Origin of the sequence: Haloactinomyces albus (genome assembly GCF_031458135.1) — a bacterium.
Taxonomy (GTDB): domain Bacteria; phylum Actinomycetota; class Actinomycetes; order Mycobacteriales; family Pseudonocardiaceae; genus Haloactinomyces; species Haloactinomyces albus.
Genome location: NZ_JAVDXW010000001.1, coordinates 229007 through 244489, shown reverse-complemented (window position 1 = coordinate 244489; position 15483 = coordinate 229007). Strand labels below are relative to the sequence as shown.

The following is a 15483-nucleotide window of genomic DNA, read 5'->3' as shown; positions in this document are numbered from 1 at the left end:
TATGCGGATTTCGGCCAAGGTGGACTACGCGGTGCGCGCACTCGTGGAGATCGCGCGCGCGGAATCGGGGCACGCGGTCAGCGCGGAGGACGTGGCTGTCGCGCAGCGGATTCCCCGCAACTTCCTGCAGGCGGTGCTGTCGGATCTGCGGCGTGCCGGTGTGCTCTCCAGCAGGCGAGGACAGGCGGGGGGTTGGGTGCTGGCCCGGTCCGCCGAGTCGATCTCGGTGGCGGACGTGATCCGGGCAACCGACGGACCGCTGGTCAGCGTGCACGGACTACGGCCGGAAGCGGTGTCCTACGACCCCTCGGTGGCGGTTCTGCAGGAAGTCTGGATCGCGGTGCGCAGCAGCCTGCGCGAGGTTCTCGAGGACGTGACCGTCGCACAGCTTGTTGCCGGGCAACTGCCCGCGGAGATCGCAGCACGCACCAGTGAGACCGGAGTGTGGGAATCCCGCTGATCCTCTCCTCGTCGCTGCTTCGCGACCCTTCCCAGTTCTTGAGAAGCCTGTCCTCGACCCGGACGCAAAGTGTACTGTCCCGATAGACTTTGTTTGGAATTACGTCGATGCGGCTCACCGGAGCGGCACGGCGAGAGGGTCTGGAGACAGCGACATGCCTGCTTTGGTGCTCGTTGCCCTGGCCGGTTTCCTGGCGCAGCTGGTGGACGGCTCCCTGGGGATGGGCTTCGGCGTGACCGCCACGACCGGCCTGCTGGCCGTGGGGACCGTCCCGGTGGTGGCCTCGGCTTCGGTGCACCTGGCCAAGATCGGCACCGCCGTGGTGTCGGGGGGCCTCGCACTGGCGCCTGAACAACGTCGACTGGTCGGTGGTCACCTGGCTGGCCATTCCGGGGGCGATCGGCGGGTTCGCCGGGGCGACGGCGCTCTCCTCGGTGGCCATGGCAGCAGGCAAGACGTGGATGGCCGCGTTACTGCTGGCGCTGGGGGTGTATGTGCTGCTGCGGTTCTCGGCACGAGCGCAGCCGGTACGCAACCGCGAACTCACCCCGGCGGGACGGCGCTGGCTGCTACCGCTGGGAGCGATCGCCGGATTCGTCGACGCCACCGGGGGTGGTGGTTGGGGACCGGTCACCACCTCGACACTGCTGAGTACCGGACGGATGATCCCGCGCCGCACCATCGGATCGGTGAACACCAGCGAGCTGGTGGTCTCCCTGGGAGCCAGTGCCGGATTCCTGCTGACACTCGGCGGTGGAGCGCTGTCGGGCGTGGTCATCGGGGGATTGCTGATCGGTGGCATGCTCGCCGCGCCCCTGGCGGCATGGCTGGTTCGACTCCTGCCGAGCCGGCTCCTCGGAGTCGGCGCCGGTGGACTCATCATCCTCACCAACACGCAGGTTCTGCTGGACGTGGCCGGGCTGGCCGGACCGGTTCGTGCCGTTCTGCTCGCGGTGGCCGCAGTGACCTGGATCGTGGCGCTGGGGTGGGTGGTGCGCAACGCCATCGTCCGGCGGCGGCCCACTCCCGAACAGAGCGCGGAGACGGCCGCGGAGACGGCTGGGACGGCTGCGGAGACGGTTTCGGAAGAAGAGGTGCTGTCCCGATCCCGCTGACTCCGCCGCGCGCTCGGTGAGAATCGTGCGAGAGCGTGCCCGGCCCGCCAGGCAAGGTGGGCCGGGCACGCTCTCTTCGTGTCCCCGAGCGGGTTTCAGCACCGCTGAGGCAGGGAATCACACAGGCTGAAACCACTGTTGCGGAGCTGCTGTCCGCTCCGTTCGCAGCGGCATCATCCACAGGGACACACCGAGTTGAACAGGAGAACTCGCGATGACGACGGCACGCGAGATCATGAGCCCGGGCACGGAGTGTGTGCGTAGCGACCAGACCGCAGCGGACGCGGCGCGCCTGATGGGCGAGCGCAGCGTGGGCGCGCTGCCGATTGCCGGTAACGACAACAAGATCAAGGGCGTGGTGACCGACCGGGACCTTGTGATCAAGGTGATGGGACAGGGCCGCGATGCCGGTACTTTCCCGGCGGGGGACCTCAACCAGACCGAGGCGGTCACCATCGGCGCCGATGACTCCGTCGATGAGGTGCTGGCAACCATGTCTCACCACAAGGTGAAGCGGCTTCCCGTCGTCGACCAGGACCGGCTGGTCGGCATGGTGGCGATCTCCGATGTCGCTCGTGCTCTGCCCAACCCCCAGGTCGGTGACCTGGAGAAGGCTCTCTCGGTCGATTGAGCCACACGCGTCACTGTCAGGAGGCCGGCATGAACGCCGAAGACCTTCCTCTTCCCGACTACGATCACCTGCCTGTCGGTTCCTTGCAGCACCGGATCCGGTCGCTGAATGCAGGGGAACTGCAGCAGGTGATCGACTACGAATCCGAGCACAACGACCGAACGCACGTGATGGAAATCCTGCGTCACCGGATGGACGAGCTCAACAACGGAGCCACGCCCTCGCCCGGCCGCCAAGACGACGAGCCGGTGGAGACGCGGGGAACGTCCGGCGACTCCTCGGTCTCGCCGGGCGGTTCGGCGGATCCGATCCATCCGCCGCGGCACGGGGCGGTCGCTTACCCCGGCCAGCACGGCAAGCGAGGTAGGCCCTGACGGTGGCAAGCTTGCCGAAGTGCGTCGTGCCTGGGGACCCGGATGCCGGGTTTCCCGGGCACGATCACCATGGCCAGGGATAACGCAAACATGACCCCCGGTTCGCAAGCCGCTGGGACCCGTGTTGTAAGCTGATCACACACACCACGGAGGGTGTGGCCGGGACGTGGCGCAGTTTGGTAGCGCACCTGACTGGGGGTCAGGGGGTCGTGGGTTCAAATCCCGCCGTCCCGACCAGGCAAAAGGGGCCGTCAGTGATCCACTGGCGGCCCCTTTGACATCCACACCTCACATCGCCGCCGTCGAGTTGGTGGGACCGGCGGTGCAGCTGGGCCAGTGGTGTTGGAAGGTGATGCGCTCGGCCATGTCCCCGAGCAGTTCGAGATGCTCGCCGAACATCACCGAGACGATGTGCACATGCCGGTGCTGCTCCTCGTCGGGGTCAGCTCACTCGTGCGTCCGCCGCGTGGTCGTGGCTTTCCGCCGTCTCGGTGTCGACGATGCGGCTCCGGGGCTCCTCGGCGAACTCCAGGAAGCGCGAGAGTGGGCCGTGGTGGGTCAGGTGGAGTTCGTGCATGGCCCTGGTGCAGGCGATGTAGAGCATGCACCTGTCCATCTCGGTGGTGTAGTTCTCCTCGTCGGCGTGCGGGACGATCACGGTGTCGAACTCCAGTCCCTTGGCGATGTGCGCTGAGGTGAGGACGATGCCGCCGGCGAATGCTGTGCTGTCGTAGTCGAGGAAGGTCGGCTCGACACCGGCCTCGGACAGGGCGTGGTGGAGCGTTTTCGCCTGGGTGACGGTCTTGCAGATGATGCCGAGGGATCGGTGCTCGCTGCGGGAGTGCTGCTCGATGAGGGTCAGGATCCGTGCCTGCTGGTCCCGCTGGTCTGTGCAGGCGATGACCTGAGGTGGCAGTCCGTGGCGCTCGATCGGGACGAGCTTGTCGTTCCGGGAGATGTTCTGGGCGAAGTTGGTGATCTCGGTCGTGGAGCGGTAGCTCTTGCACAACTCCAGACAGTCGGCCTCCGGGAAGATGTTGTGGATGGTCGACAGTGACGAGGAGCTGAACGGGTTGACCGACTGGTTGGAATCTCCCAAGATCGTCATCGTGCAGGAGAAGAGCTCGCGCAGCACGGCGTACTGGATGGGCGTGTAGTCCTGCATCTCGTCGACCAGGAGATGACGGATGTGGCCGTAGTTCTCCTGTCGGGCCGTTCTGATCATGGTGTAAATCAGCGGGAACACGTCGGCGTACTCGATCTTTTTCCGGCCGAGTGGCTTGAACATGCCGCGGCGGTCCGGGTCCTGGTAGAACGCCTTGTACATGGCGAGTGCGTCTTTGTGGGGGAACATGGCGCGCACCTGCCTGCGCACGCCGGCGGTGTCGGCGGCCGCCCACTTGTGCCCCCGGTCCAGGACCTGCTGTTTGAGCAGGTACACAGCGCGGTTGGCCAGGTGGTCGAGTCGGGTGAAGACCGGAAGGTTGCGCGACTCGTCGAAGGTCTCGGCAACCCATTCGGCGGGGAGTCGATGGTGCTTCTGCTTGATCTCGGCAGGCGTGAATTCCTCGTCTGCGCGTGAGGTGATCCATGCATCGAGGTCGGTGACGAACTCGGGCGTCGCCTTGTGGCGCATGCGCTCGGCCGCCGCTTCGTCGACGTTCTCGATCAGCTTGACCACCTGTTCGCCGAATGTTTCGTAGTCGGCGACTTCGGCGAGGAACGTGCCGGCGATTCTGTCGAAGTCGATCTCGGCGGTCTGCTGCTCACCCAGCTCGGGAAGCACGTCGGCGATGTAGTCGCCGAAGACCCTGTTGGGGGAGAGGATCATGACGTTGTCGGACGAGAGGGTGTCCTTGAAGCGGTAGAGCAGGAATGCCACCCGGTGCAGGGCGATCGAGGTCTTCCCGGAACCCGCCACACCCTGCAGGATCAGCACCCGTGCTGTCTCGTTGCGAATCACAGCGTTCTGCTCTCGCTGGATGGTCGCCACGATGTTTTTCATCCTGTCGTCGGCGGACTGACTCAGCTCCCGCTGCAGGACGTCGTCACCGATGTTCAGCGAGCTGTCGAGCATGTACTCCAGACGCCCGCCGACGATCTTGTACTGGCGTTTGCCCGTGATCTCACCATGGGCGGTGCCCTCGGGGGTCTCGAAGAACGCTGCTCCCGACTCGAAGTCGTAGAAGAGACCGGACACCGGGGCCCGCCAGTCGTGAATCAGGATCTCCTGGGTGGCGGGATCCGAGAAATTGTGCACACCGATGTAGTAGGCCCCGCCCCCCGCGTCGCCTCTCGCGTGGAAGTCGACGCGCCCGAAGTAGGGAGACTCCAGAAGCCGCTCGATGCGTTTCCGCCGCATCGCCGCATGCTCGGCCGAAAGAACGGACAGGTCCACCTCGTGGCGGAAGTTGGCCTTCTCGGCGAAATCCATGTCACGCAGGTTCGCCCACAGGTGCTCCTTCTTCTCTTCGATGGTTCGAGCGGACTTGTCGATATATCCGGTCAGGTGCTCCAGCTCCGTCGTCAGCCGATGCACCGTCTCGGCCAGATGCCGGCGCTCTTGCTCTTCCTCTCGTGTCCGCGCGTCCGTCAATGCCACCTCCGGTTCAGGCTTCCGCGTAGAAACTACTCTCACGTTAGGGTAGAGTAGTGGTGGAGACGCGGTGCTGGCCGGTGCGCGGACAGCGGCCGTCAGTCAGCAACCGGACCCCTTCAGGGGAGTTGCTGCCCGCCTTCCGCCGCGCTCGGCAGCGCAACATCGTGGGATGTCATCTCGGACTTTCCGGTCATGCCAGCGGCCAAGACCCTGATGTCCTTAGCGGTTGAGCTTCCAGATCGCGGCGTTCAAACACGCTGCGAAGATCGTCCACCCAAGATAGGGCAGCAGCAATCCGGCGGCGATGCGATGCCGGCGCGCGAACAGCACGAGCGTGGCGATCAGGACCATCACGAGCAGCAGGATCTCGATCAGAGCCAGGCCGTAGCGGCGCGCACCGAAGAACAGCGGTGGCCAGACGGCGTTGAGCACGAGCTGACCGGCGTAGCAACCGAGCGCGGGCCGAGCGGGGGCGATGCCGCCGGCGTTGCGCCACAGCAACCACCCGGACGCGGCGATCATCGCGTACAGCACCGACCAGACCGGTCCGAACAGCCATGCGGGAGGGGCCCACGCGGGCAGCCGCAGGGCGGAGTACGTGCGGTCGGCCGAGCCGGCCGCCACCGAGCCGACAGCGGCAGCCGCGGTGACGAGGCCGGTGAAGACGCCGGCTCCCGCAGCGCTGCGGCGCCTGGACGTCGTCCTGGTTCTGGTCACTGTGACCCCCGGAAACGGAGGAGGTCCTCCACGCAAGCAGGATACGTTGGACACGTCCCCGGCCGCACGGTCGAATTCCGAGTTCGTATGATCGTCGACCTGTCGTGGCCGCCGCCGATTATGATGAATACCCGGTCCGGCTGGAAAGGGTCAATTCTGGGAGCCCTTGTGTTTGACGTGGTGTGATCGGGCACGGGGTGCCCTTGGAGGAGTGCTTTGAGTCCGCTTGGACTCTCCTCGTTCGAGCCGCCGCCGGTCGGCTCTCGGTACGGGCGGGAGGATCGAGCCGGCTAGTCTCCAGGTGTTTTGATGCTGTGTCCAGTGCAGCCACTCGTCTTCCCAGGGACGTTGCCGCTGGAGGTGACGGTTCCAGAGTTCGATGTTGGTGGCATTGAACTCGCGGACCCGTTCAAGCGCGGCTCGGGCGCGGATGCGTAGGTTTGGCACTGGCGTTTCCTTGCAGTGGTCTCGGTTCCGGCCGAATACGTGGTATTGGCTTGTGCGGTGAGTCCGAAATGGTCCGTGGCTCTTCGGAAACCTGCTACTGAGGACACGGATCGAGAATTATCGGAAGTACTGCGTGGTCTGATGCTCTCCTTTCCGCGGAGTGTCCGAGGGGTTTGTGGGGCGGCCGAGGAGCAGGTGGGCGCCGATTCCTGCGATCAGTCCCCAGAAGACCGAGGCGATGCCGAGAACCGATACACCGGAGGCGGTGACGAGGAAGGCAATCAGTGCGGCGTTCCTGGTGGCGGGCTCGGCGGTCGCGGTCGCCAGCGATCCTCCGATGGTGTCCAGCAGGCCGATACCGGCAATCGCGGTGATAAGCGCGAGAGGAAACGCGGCGATGAGACTGCCGAGGGTGGCGCCGAACAGACCGAGTACCAGGTAGCACACGCCGGAGACGATGCCGGCTCGGTAGCGCTGGGCCGGGTCCTCGTGGGCGTCGGGCCCCATGCACAGGGCAGCCGTGATCGCGGCGAGGTTGATCCCGAAGCAGCCCAGTGGGGCCAGTACCAGGTTGGTCAGGCCGGACCAGGACAGGATCGGTGAGACCGGGGTTCGATATCCGTGGGCGCGCAGCGTCACCACACCGGGCAGGTTCTGGGAGGTCATCGTGATGACGAACAGGGGGATGGCGAGACTGATCGTCGTGTGCAGCGACCAGGACGGCCACGTGAAAACCGGCGCAGCCACGGCCAGGCGCACGGTGTCGAGATGGAACGATCCCCGTAGGGCTGTCAGCAAAGTCCCCACCGCGAGCGCGATGAGCACCGCGTAGCGCGGTAGCAGCCTCTTGCAGAGCAGGTAGCTCACCAGCATCGCGAGAACCAGCCAGGGCTGGGTACGCATCGCGGTGAACACGTCGATGCCGAACTGCAGCAGTATGCCGGCCAGCAGAGCCGAGGCGATCGAGGGAGGAATGAGGTTCACGGCACGCTCGAACCACCCCGTGACTCCGACGAGCACGGTCAGCGCCGAGGTGATCAGGAAGGCTCCGACCGCCTCGGGCAGCGGGGTACCGTGTGCGCTCGTGGCGAGCAGCGCGGCGCCGGGCGTCGACCAGGCCATGACGACCGGCGCTCGATAGCGCAGGGACAACGCGATCGAGGTGACACCGATGCCGATACCGAGCGCGAGGATCCACGAGGAGATCTCGGCCGGGCGCGCACCAACGGCTCTGGCTGCCTGGAAGACGATGGCGGCAGAGCTCGTGACACCGACCAGCGTCGTCACGCCTCCTGCTGCCACTGCGGAGATCGGGAGCGTGTTCGGCAGACGCTGACGTAGGGGCACGGGAGGTCCGATCGTCGAGAGCAGTTCGTTCTGTTTATAGAACGCCGTGATGCTAGGAGGCTGTGATGGAGATGGTCAAGCTCGTCGGCCTGAACCTGCGCGCGGCACGTGCCCATCGCGGCCTGTCGTTGTCCGAAGTCGCCCGCCGTGCCGAACTCGGCAAGGGCACCCTGTCCGAACTCGAGGCCGGGCAGCGCAACCCGACGCTGGAAACGCTCTACGCACTGGCCACCGTGCTCGACGTGCCGCTGGGGCAGCTGTTGGCTACGGAAGCCGATGCGCCGGTCGAGACCGGACTGGTGGTGCGGAGGGCCGGTGCGGCCGAACTCTCCGGGCAAGCGGTCGACGTGCAACTCGTGGACCGGACGGTCAGTGGTGGCCGGACACTGGAGATCTACCGGATTCATGTGCGTGCCGGGAACCGGTACGTGTCCCCGGCACACCGCCCCAGGGTGATCGAACAACTGTTGGTGCATTCCGGGACGCTGGTGACCGGACCGGAATCGACCCCCGAAACGCTCGGCCCTGGCGACTACATCCGCTTCGACGGGGGAACGGATCACGTCTACGCAGCCCCGGACGACGATGTATCCGGCACACTCGTCATGCGCTACGTCGATGAATAGCCTTCCCCGCTGTTCCCGGCAGTGGAGCAGCGAGGACAGCGGGATGGCGGCGCGTATGCGTTGGCGGTCCTGTGGTCAGCGATAATGCTGGATCACCGGACAGAACTCGGGCATCGCGGTACTGCCGTAGCTCTGCACCGACACGATGGTTGTCCAGGCCTTGACTCCGAGCTTGGGGCAAGCCCGAGACTGTTTCCATGACGGTCTGGATCTGCGGAACCTGCGGAGTCGAGCACTCCGATTCCGATCATCCGCCCAGTGCGACATGCCCGATCTGTGCCGACGAGCGACAGTGGGTTCCCGAAACCGGCCAGTGGTGGACAACGCTGGAGGAACTCGCCGCGGACGGACATGAGCTGGTGCACGAGCGACCGGAACCCACCATCCACCGACTCCACCGGGAACCGGGGTTCGCCATCGGCCAGCGGACGTACCTGGTTCAAACACCGCAGGGCAATCTGCTGTGGGACCCGCCGAACCACCTCGACCGGCCATTGGTGAACCGGATCGACGAACTCGGAGGGATCGCGGTCATCGTGGCCAGTCATCCGCACATGTACGGTTCACAGGTCAGTGTGAGCCACCAATTCGGGAACGTTCCGGTGCTGGTGCACTCCGCGGACCGGCAGTGGGTGCAGCGGGAGGACTCGGTGATCCGCGAGTGGCGCGATACCGAACAGGTCCTGCCCGGGGTGACCGTTGTCGAAGTGGGTGGCCATTTCCCCGGTGCTGCCGTGGCGCATGTCGCCGACGGGGCGGAAGGCCGGGGCAGCCTGCTCGTCGGAGACACCATCGCGCCTGTGGCGGATACGGGTTGGGTGACGTTCATGCGCAGCTATCCGAATCGGATTCCGCTCTCCGCCAACCTGGTGCGGCGGATCGTGGATCGACTCGAGCCGTACGAGTTCGAGAGTCTCCACGGGTTGGCGGGCGGCACGGTGCTCAGCGGTGCCAAGGCGGCCGTGCGCCGCTCTGCGGAGCGCTACATCGCCTGGGTAAGCGGAGCGTACGATCACCTCGGTTAGAAATCCCCGGTAGCTCTCGTGCGCCGCAGGCGAATCGTCCTGTTCGGAGTGTGGAGCGGACGGTGTGTCTGCGTCAGACTTCGTGTTTTCGGTGAGTAGCCAGGACGAGGATCGCAGCACCGAGACATGCGGCGATCACGGATCCGCCGAGGATGCCGACCTTCGCGTCGGCGGCGAGGATCGGTTCCTCGGTGAAGGCAAGCGTCGTGATGAACAGCGAAACCGTGAAGCCGATCCCGGCGACCATCGCGATACCGGTGACGATGCCCCACGTCGAGCCTTCCGGAAGCTGCCCGAAACCCAGGCGTACCGACAGCCACGAGAAGGCGACGATACCGCTGATCTTGCCGAGAACGAGACCGACGACAATGCCTCGCGTCACCGGTGAGGTCAGTGCACTGGACAGGATCTCACCGGAGAGAGGGATACCGGCGTTGGAGAGCGCGAACAGCGGAAGTACGACATAGCTGCTCCAGGGATGCAGCGCGCGCTGCAGCCGCTGTGCTACGGGCACCGACTCGGCGAGCAGGAATTGGTGGCGGCGTAATTCGTTGACGTCGAATTCGGCCGGTGCGGTTTCCCGGGCGCGTCGGCGCGCCTGCTCCTGATTCAACAGTGGTGCTGCCGGTGTCAGCAGCCCCATCACCACGCCCGCGATCGTGGCGTGCACCCCTGATTCATAGGTCGCCAACCAGACGAAGGTGCCGAGCAGCAGATAGGGCACCACCGACCACACACGCACGAGGCGCAGGCCCGCCACGGCCAGCGTGCCGAGCACGGCAGCCGCCAACCAGACCAAGGACAGGTCCTCGGTGTAGAAGACGGCGATGACCGTGATCGCGCCGATGTCGTCGACGATGGCCAGGGTCAGCAGGAACACCCGGGCCGCCGTGGGGATCCGGGGCCCGAGGAGCGCGATGACCCCGAGGGCGAATGCGATGTCGGTGGCCATCGGAATGCCCCAGCCTGCCGAGCCCGGACCCCCCGCATTGAAGGCCGCGTAGATCACGGCGGGGACGATCATGCCTCCCAGCGCAGCGACGGCCGGAACAACAGCCGTTCTGCGATCCCGTAGCTCTCCCGCGACGATATGGTGCTTGATCTCCATGCCGACGACGAAGAAGAAGATCACCATCAAGGCGTCGTTGATCCAGTGGTGCAGATCTCCGGTCAGCTGGAACGGTCCTATGCTCAGCCCGATCTCCGTACCGAACAGTGCGTGGTACGAGTCGGCCCACGGCGAGTTGACCCACCCAAGCGCTACGGCTGTCGCCGCAAGCAGAACGATCGCCCCGGCCGCCTCGACACGCAGAAACGTGACGAGCGGGCGGAAGACGAACTTGGCGAGCTTGTGATCGCTCGCGAGCCACATCGGCCCCGTCCGCCAGAGTCCCTGCCAACGCGACGAAGTCCACGATACCCGGTGCCTCGGTTCCTCGGGACCCATTATCCGACGGCCGGGCGATGCGCAGCACCGTCAACGGACGGGGGATCGGTTGCCCGGCCGCCGGGCACCGGCGGAGGACCGGACTGCACTGTCCTGGCGTGCCGGTCGGTGACCGGCGATCTCGAAGTACAGTACACCGCGTCCGTCGAGCCGGCGGCGCCGTGGATGATGGCCGCCAACCTCCTCAGCATGCTCCACTCCCTCCCCGCGCGGGCAGTCTTGCCTGCGTGGACGTAGGCCGAGCTACCGGTATCCAGTGTGGCTTCTCGGTGCGCATGGCGGCCAAAATTCTCGCGCGTAACGGAGACACCGGCATCCTCGATCAGCGAGAATCCTTGCGTACCACCCATCCGAGGCCGCACTGCCCACGGTCATACGCGCGGATCCGGCTCACCCTTCCCGGTTCAGCGGTTGCCAACCGCCGTGCTGCTCCACCACGAGCCTGTGCGCCTCCCGCATGGCCTCTTCGGCCACCCACGCCAGCGCCTCCTCGCATCGCACCAGCGGTTCGTTGTCCGGTCCCCGAGCCAGCTCGTGGCCCCGCAGCAACCAGGCTTCCACGTTCGGCTGCTGCTGCTGGCGGCGCCGCAGATGCTCGTAGTCGTAGAGACGCCGTGCCACCCACAGCCGCAGCGAACGACCTCCCCACCACGACTCGATGCGCAACGGATTGGCCGACAACCCCGGTAACTCCACCCCGGTCAGCGCGTCCCGGCTCGTCGAGCCCACATCCACGTCCGGACCCCGTGACCAGCGAACGTAGAGATCGTGTCCACCATCGCCGTGTCGCACGATCTCGGCGAGCCGGTCGAGGCTGCGTATCACGGGCAGATCCTCCGACGTCGTCATGGCCCCGGGATACCCATACCGAGCAGGATCATCGTGTTTGCTCAGACGACGAAGGTGCCTGGAACCACTCAGCGGGCCGGTGGCCCGTCTCGAGTACGGCTCGGCCGGTCGACTACCGGCCGGTGAGCAGACCGCGCTCGCGGACCACCGGAATGGACAGCGTGCGGTACACGTCGTGCTCGAACAGAACCACGACGCTGTCACCCTCCGCGGTCTGCACCACCCCGTCGCCCCACTCCGGATGCCGTACCCGGTCACCGGGACGCAGGGTCTCCGTCGGCCGGTCGCCGGGATGACCACGATCGCAGTTGTCGCAGCGCTGGCACGCCTCGTTTCGCATGTCGCCCAGCAGCTCCAGCAGCGTCCTGCGCCGGCAGCCGGTGGTTTCGGCATAACGGCGCACCATGTCCACCCGGCTGCGTTGCAGAGCCTGCCACCGCCGGATCGACTCCTCGGCAGCCTCGGCAAGCTCCTCGGCGCTTCTGCGATCCCCGGACGCGGCCGGCCGATTGCGGGCGAGTTCCGTCACCGCACCCACCCGGATCAGCGCATCGAGTGCGCGTGCAAGCTTGCGTGCGGACACCCCGATCCGCTGCGCCAGCTCGGAACGCGACGATGCACCTTCCGAACGCAGCAGGCGCAGCACCTCGGCCAACCGGTCGGAGGTGATCCGACCTCCCGAGGCGAACAGGGTGGGCAAGGCCAGATCCTGGGGACGGTGGAAAAACACTCCTCGCGCCGGTTCGCCGTCCCGACCCGCGCGGCTGACCTGCTGGTAATAGGAGTCGACCGACGGCGGCGCATCGGCGTGCAGGACGAAGCGGACATCGGGCTTGTCGATGCCCATCCCGAACGCGCTCGTGGCCACGACGACCCGCACTTCGCCTCGGAAAAACGCATCCTGCACCGCATCGCGCTCGGCCCGCCGCATCGAACCGTGGTAGACGGCGGCCTCGACTCCCGCGTCGGCCAGCGACTGTGCGAACTCCTCGGCGTGCTTGCGGGTGATGACATAGACGATGCCGCTGCCCTGCGACTCGACGACCTCCTGGGTGAGCAGCTCCCACTTCCTGGCCTCCTCGTGCAGGACCCGGACCGACAGGTGCAGGCTCGGCAGGTCGACAGCCCGTGCGACCACGAGTGGCTCTCGCATGCCGAGCCCGTCGATGATCTCCTGACGCACCGGCTCCGAGGCCGTGGCCGTCAGCGCGAGCATGCGGGGGCCGCCGAGCTCCTCGGCAGCACCGCTCAGCGCGAGATAGTCGGGCCGGAAGTCGTGTCCCCACTCGCTGACGCAGTGCGCTTCATCGACCACGATCAGCGAGATACCGGCCGGGTGCAGTTCGGTCAGTACCGCGTTCTTGGCCAGTTGCTCCGGGGCGACCAGCAGGAACTGCAGCGTCCCGTCGCGCAGCTGCCGGAAAGCTCGCCTGCGGGAACCGTCGGAGATGGTGGAGTTGACCGCGGTGGCGCTCAAGCCGGCCTCCCGCAGTGTCGCTACCTGGTCGCGCTGCAGGGACAGGGTCGGGGAGACGACCAGGGTGGGACCGGAAAGCAGCTCACCGGCCACTTCGTAGATCAATGTCTTGCCCGCGGCCGGAGCGAGCATCACCAGCGTGTCGCGCTCGAGCAGGGAGCGAAGCGCTTCCTCCTGCTCATTGCGGAGTTCGACTCCTTCCAGACTGCGGGCGGTGCTTCTGGCCTCCGCGGTGTCGGCACGTTTCCGGCGGTCCTGCCTGTCACTGCACACACGATTCTCCTACCCGCAGGTCCGGAGCCCACACCTGTGCTCGCAGGCTCGGAACGCTTCGTCCGGTCGGTCCGGACTGTTTACTGCCGGGGAGGGTTGGGCAAACCCTGTGCAAACAGCAGGAATGGAGGTGAACGCCGTGCCCGCCCGTGATGAATTACCTTCGACCTTGCAACGGTCCCCGAAGGAAGCACAAGAAACGTGGATCAAAACCCACGACAGTGCTGTGCAGGAGTACGGAGAGGGCCAACGAGCCCACCGGACCGCTTTTGCGGCGTTGAAGCACAACTTCGAGAAGGTGGGTGATCGCTGGAAGCCCAAGCCCGAGCGCGGCCCCTCGGACGAGCAAGCACGCCGGGGAGCGGGCAAACGTGAGAAACCGACCAGCGGCGGAGTGGATGCTCGGGCCAGCAAGCAGCATCTCTACGACCGGGCCCAGGAGCTGGACGTGCCGGGGCGGTCCTCGATGAACAAGCAGCAACTGGTCGAGGCACTGCAGAAGAAGAGCGGTCAGCAGACCCGCCAGGCCCGGCAACAATGAGAGGCGATGGTTGGTTCCGGGCCCCGGGGGCAACCCTGGAAGCGAAGCGGTGAGCCCGACAGTGACGAGGAGGTCCACATGATGGCCGACCGCAACGACACCGAAAGCGGAGTGCGAACAGGGCCCGAATCGTCGAAGTCGCTGAGTTATGCCCAGGAGATCACCTCGACCGATCAGCGCCCCGATCGCGACGGGCGCAGCTTGGTGACGACCAATCACGACGTGATCCGCAAGTGGGCCGATGAGCGCAACGCGCAGCCGGCGACGGTGCCCGGTAGCGAGCACGATGATCATCCGGGAGTGCTCCGGTTCGATTTCCCCGGCTATGGCGGGCAGGACCTGCAGGAGGTGAACTGGGAGGACTGGTTCGCCGCGTTCGACGAGCGCAAGCTGAACTTCCTGTACCAGGAGACGAAGAAGGACGGGCAGCAGAGCAACTTCTTCCAGTTGGAAAACCCGGAACGCGAGGACGCCTGAGCTGCCCGTCCCGCTTGTCGTGTTCTCACCGGGCCTCGCTGACCGAAGCGGTCTCGAAGTAGCGACGCGGGTTGTCGACGAGCATGGTGGTGATCTGCTCCTCGGTGACGCCGCTCTCGCGCAGGTAGGGCAGCACATCCTGCTCAAGATGCAGGTAATGCCACTGCGGCAGAAGCGCCATGACGTTCGGATCGACCCAGTCGATGTAGCAGGATGCGTCATGCGACAGCACCATGCTCTCGGCGAAACCGCGCCGGCACATCTCCACGACCACGTCGGCCCGAGCTTCGAACGTGGTTTCGAGATTGAGCCCGAAGCGATCCATGCCCAGGACAAAGCCTGCTTCTGCGAGTTCGGTGAGATGGTCGGCGTCGGTGGTGTCCCCGCTGTGACCCAGCACGATCCGTCGAGGTTCGACGCCTTCCTCCTCGCACAGCACGCGCTTGACCTCGCGGCCGCTGTGGGAGCCGGGGTGGGTGTGCACGGTGATCGGCGTACCGGTCCGCAGGTGTGCCCCGGCAACGGCACGCATGACCCGTTCCACACCCGCTGTCGGTCCCTGCTTGTCGATCGCGCACTTCAGCAGACCTGCCTTGACCCCGGTCCGGGCGATCCCGTCGGTGATATCGCCGACGAACATGTCGACCATCGGGTCCGGTACCTCCGTGCCGAGCGCCTCGCTGAGGGCGGGACCGCGGTGGTGGAAGAAGAACGGGACGTCGTCGTAGGTGTAACAGCCGGTCGCGACGACGATGTTGAGCTCCGGCACCTGCTCGGCGATGCGCTGAATGCGCGGGATGTAGCGACCGAGACCGATGACGGTCGGATCGACGATGGTGCGCACACCCTGCGCTGCGAGTTCCTTCAGTCTTCGCACGGCGTCGACAACGCGATCGTCCTCATGGCCCCACTCGTCGGGGTGGTTCTGCTGTACGTCGGCACTGAGCACGAAGACGTGCTCGTGCATGTAGGTGCGGCCGAGCTCAGCGGAGTCCACGGGGCCGCGGACTGTCTGGACATGAGGCAACGGAGACCTCCCCTTGGGAAAAGACGAAGCACTGTGGGGGCTTGTCCGGAA

At 65.9% G+C, this 15483-nt stretch carries 16 protein-coding genes and 1 tRNA gene; 9 read left to right on the top strand and 8 right to left on the bottom strand.

Annotated elements, in window-relative coordinates; genetic code table 11:
- Nucleotide 1 precedes the first annotated feature (1 nt).
- From JOF55_RS01200 to JOF55_RS01180, 5 genes are all read left to right on the top strand, one after another.
- Entirely contained in the window at nt 2-460 is a 459-nt protein-coding gene (locus tag JOF55_RS01200; protein ID WP_310268219.1) for an RrF2 family transcriptional regulator, read from the top strand.
- Between the two features lie 368 nt (nt 461-828).
- Nucleotides 829-1575, top strand: a complete 747-nt coding sequence (locus JOF55_RS01195) for a sulfite exporter TauE/SafE family protein (protein WP_310268216.1) — start codon at nt 829-831, stop codon at nt 1573-1575.
- A gap of 214 nt (nt 1576-1789) precedes the next feature.
- Complete coding sequence (locus tag JOF55_RS01190; RefSeq protein WP_310268213.1) at nt 1790-2206, top strand: CBS domain-containing protein; 417 nt, start codon at nt 1790-1792, stop codon at nt 2204-2206.
- Nucleotides 2207-2235: 29 nt separating this feature from the next.
- Complete coding sequence (locus tag JOF55_RS01185) at nt 2236-2580, top strand: DUF8129 domain-containing protein (protein ID WP_310268211.1); 345 nt, start codon at nt 2236-2238, stop codon at nt 2578-2580.
- A 160-nt stretch (nt 2581-2740) separates the two neighbouring features.
- Nucleotides 2741-2817: transfer RNA gene (locus tag JOF55_RS01180), tRNA-Pro, on the top strand.
- Between the two features lie 51 nt (nt 2818-2868).
- Here JOF55_RS01180 and JOF55_RS01175 read toward each other — a convergent pair.
- From JOF55_RS01175 to JOF55_RS01160, 4 genes are all read right to left on the bottom strand, one after another.
- Nucleotides 2869-2997 (bottom strand): hypothetical protein, encoded by a 129-nt coding sequence (locus JOF55_RS01175; protein WP_310268204.1) that lies wholly within the window; start codon nt 2995-2997, stop codon nt 2869-2871.
- Nucleotides 2998-3022: 25 nt separating this feature from the next.
- A complete protein-coding gene (locus JOF55_RS01170; protein WP_310268201.1) occupies nt 3023-5182 on the bottom strand; it encodes a HelD family protein in 2160 nt (719 codons plus the stop codon).
- Nucleotides 5183-5398: 216 nt separating this feature from the next.
- Entirely contained in the window at nt 5399-5896 is a 498-nt protein-coding gene (locus JOF55_RS01165; RefSeq protein WP_310268199.1) for a TspO/MBR family protein, read from the bottom strand.
- Between the two features lie 564 nt (nt 5897-6460).
- Nucleotides 6461-7690: a benzoate/H(+) symporter BenE family transporter gene (locus JOF55_RS01160; protein WP_310268196.1), complete on the bottom strand. Its 1230-nt coding sequence runs from the start codon at nt 7688-7690 to the stop codon at nt 6461-6463.
- A 65-nt stretch (nt 7691-7755) separates the two neighbouring features.
- Between JOF55_RS01160 and JOF55_RS01155 the strand changes: the two genes are divergently transcribed.
- Entirely contained in the window at nt 7756-8316 is a 561-nt protein-coding gene (locus tag JOF55_RS01155; RefSeq protein ID WP_310268193.1) for a helix-turn-helix domain-containing protein, read from the top strand.
- 197 nt (nt 8317-8513) lie between these two features.
- Nucleotides 8514-9341, top strand: a complete 828-nt coding sequence (locus tag JOF55_RS01150; RefSeq protein WP_310268190.1) for an MBL fold metallo-hydrolase — start codon at nt 8514-8516, stop codon at nt 9339-9341.
- A gap of 73 nt (nt 9342-9414) precedes the next feature.
- Here JOF55_RS01150 and nhaA read toward each other — a convergent pair whose 3' ends face one another.
- From nhaA to JOF55_RS01135, 3 genes are all read right to left on the bottom strand, one after another.
- A complete protein-coding gene (gene nhaA / locus JOF55_RS01145; protein WP_310268186.1) occupies nt 9415-10713 on the bottom strand; it encodes a Na+/H+ antiporter NhaA in 1299 nt (432 codons plus the stop codon).
- Nucleotides 10714-11178: 465 nt separating this feature from the next.
- Complete coding sequence (locus JOF55_RS01140; RefSeq protein WP_310268183.1) at nt 11179-11637, bottom strand: DUF6098 family protein; 459 nt, start codon at nt 11635-11637, stop codon at nt 11179-11181.
- 112 nt (nt 11638-11749) lie between these two features.
- On the bottom strand, nt 11750-13387 hold the full coding sequence (locus JOF55_RS01135; RefSeq protein WP_310268178.1) for a RecQ family ATP-dependent DNA helicase: 1638 nt from the start codon (nt 13385-13387) through the stop codon (nt 11750-11752).
- Between the two features lie 139 nt (nt 13388-13526).
- On the opposite strand from JOF55_RS01135, the gene JOF55_RS01130 reads away from it, so the two are divergent.
- Both JOF55_RS01130 and JOF55_RS01125 read left to right on the top strand, forming a co-directional pair.
- Nucleotides 13527-13928, top strand: coding sequence for a ChaB family protein (locus tag JOF55_RS01130; protein ID WP_374727343.1), 402 nt, complete (start codon nt 13527-13529; stop codon nt 13926-13928).
- 6 nt (nt 13929-13934) lie between these two features.
- Nucleotides 13935-14405 (top strand): hypothetical protein, encoded by a 471-nt coding sequence (locus JOF55_RS01125; RefSeq protein WP_310268173.1) that lies wholly within the window; start codon nt 13935-13937, stop codon nt 14403-14405.
- 25 nt (nt 14406-14430) lie between these two features.
- On the opposite strand, the gene JOF55_RS01120 is transcribed toward JOF55_RS01125, so the two are convergent.
- Nucleotides 14431-15432 carry a phosphotriesterase family protein gene (locus JOF55_RS01120; RefSeq protein WP_374727197.1) on the bottom strand — a complete coding sequence of 334 codons (1002 nt, stop codon included), beginning with the start codon at nt 15430-15432 and terminating at the stop codon, nt 14431-14433.
- Nucleotides 15433-15483: the final 51 nt, after the last annotated feature.

Coding starts and splice junctions, on each gene's coding strand:
- JOF55_RS01155 (WP_310268193.1), top strand. CDS start 7,756: ATGGAGATGGTCAAGCTCGTCGGCCTGAACCTGCGCGCGGCACGTGCC.
- nhaA (WP_310268186.1), bottom strand. CDS start 10,713: ATGTGGCTCGCGAGCGATCACAAGCTCGCCAAGTTCGTCTTCCGCCCG.
- JOF55_RS01200 (WP_310268219.1), top strand. CDS start 2: ATGCGGATTTCGGCCAAGGTGGACTACGCGGTGCGCGCACTCGTGGAG.
- JOF55_RS01125 (WP_310268173.1), top strand. CDS start 13,935: ATGGTTGGTTCCGGGCCCCGGGGGCAACCCTGGAAGCGAAGCGGTGAG.
- JOF55_RS01190 (WP_310268213.1), top strand. CDS start 1,790: ATGACGACGGCACGCGAGATCATGAGCCCGGGCACGGAGTGTGTGCGT.
- JOF55_RS01185 (WP_310268211.1), top strand. CDS start 2,236: ATGAACGCCGAAGACCTTCCTCTTCCCGACTACGATCACCTGCCTGTC.
- JOF55_RS01150 (WP_310268190.1), top strand. CDS start 8,514: ATGACGGTCTGGATCTGCGGAACCTGCGGAGTCGAGCACTCCGATTCC.
- JOF55_RS01140 (WP_310268183.1), bottom strand. CDS start 11,637: ATGACGACGTCGGAGGATCTGCCCGTGATACGCAGCCTCGACCGGCTC.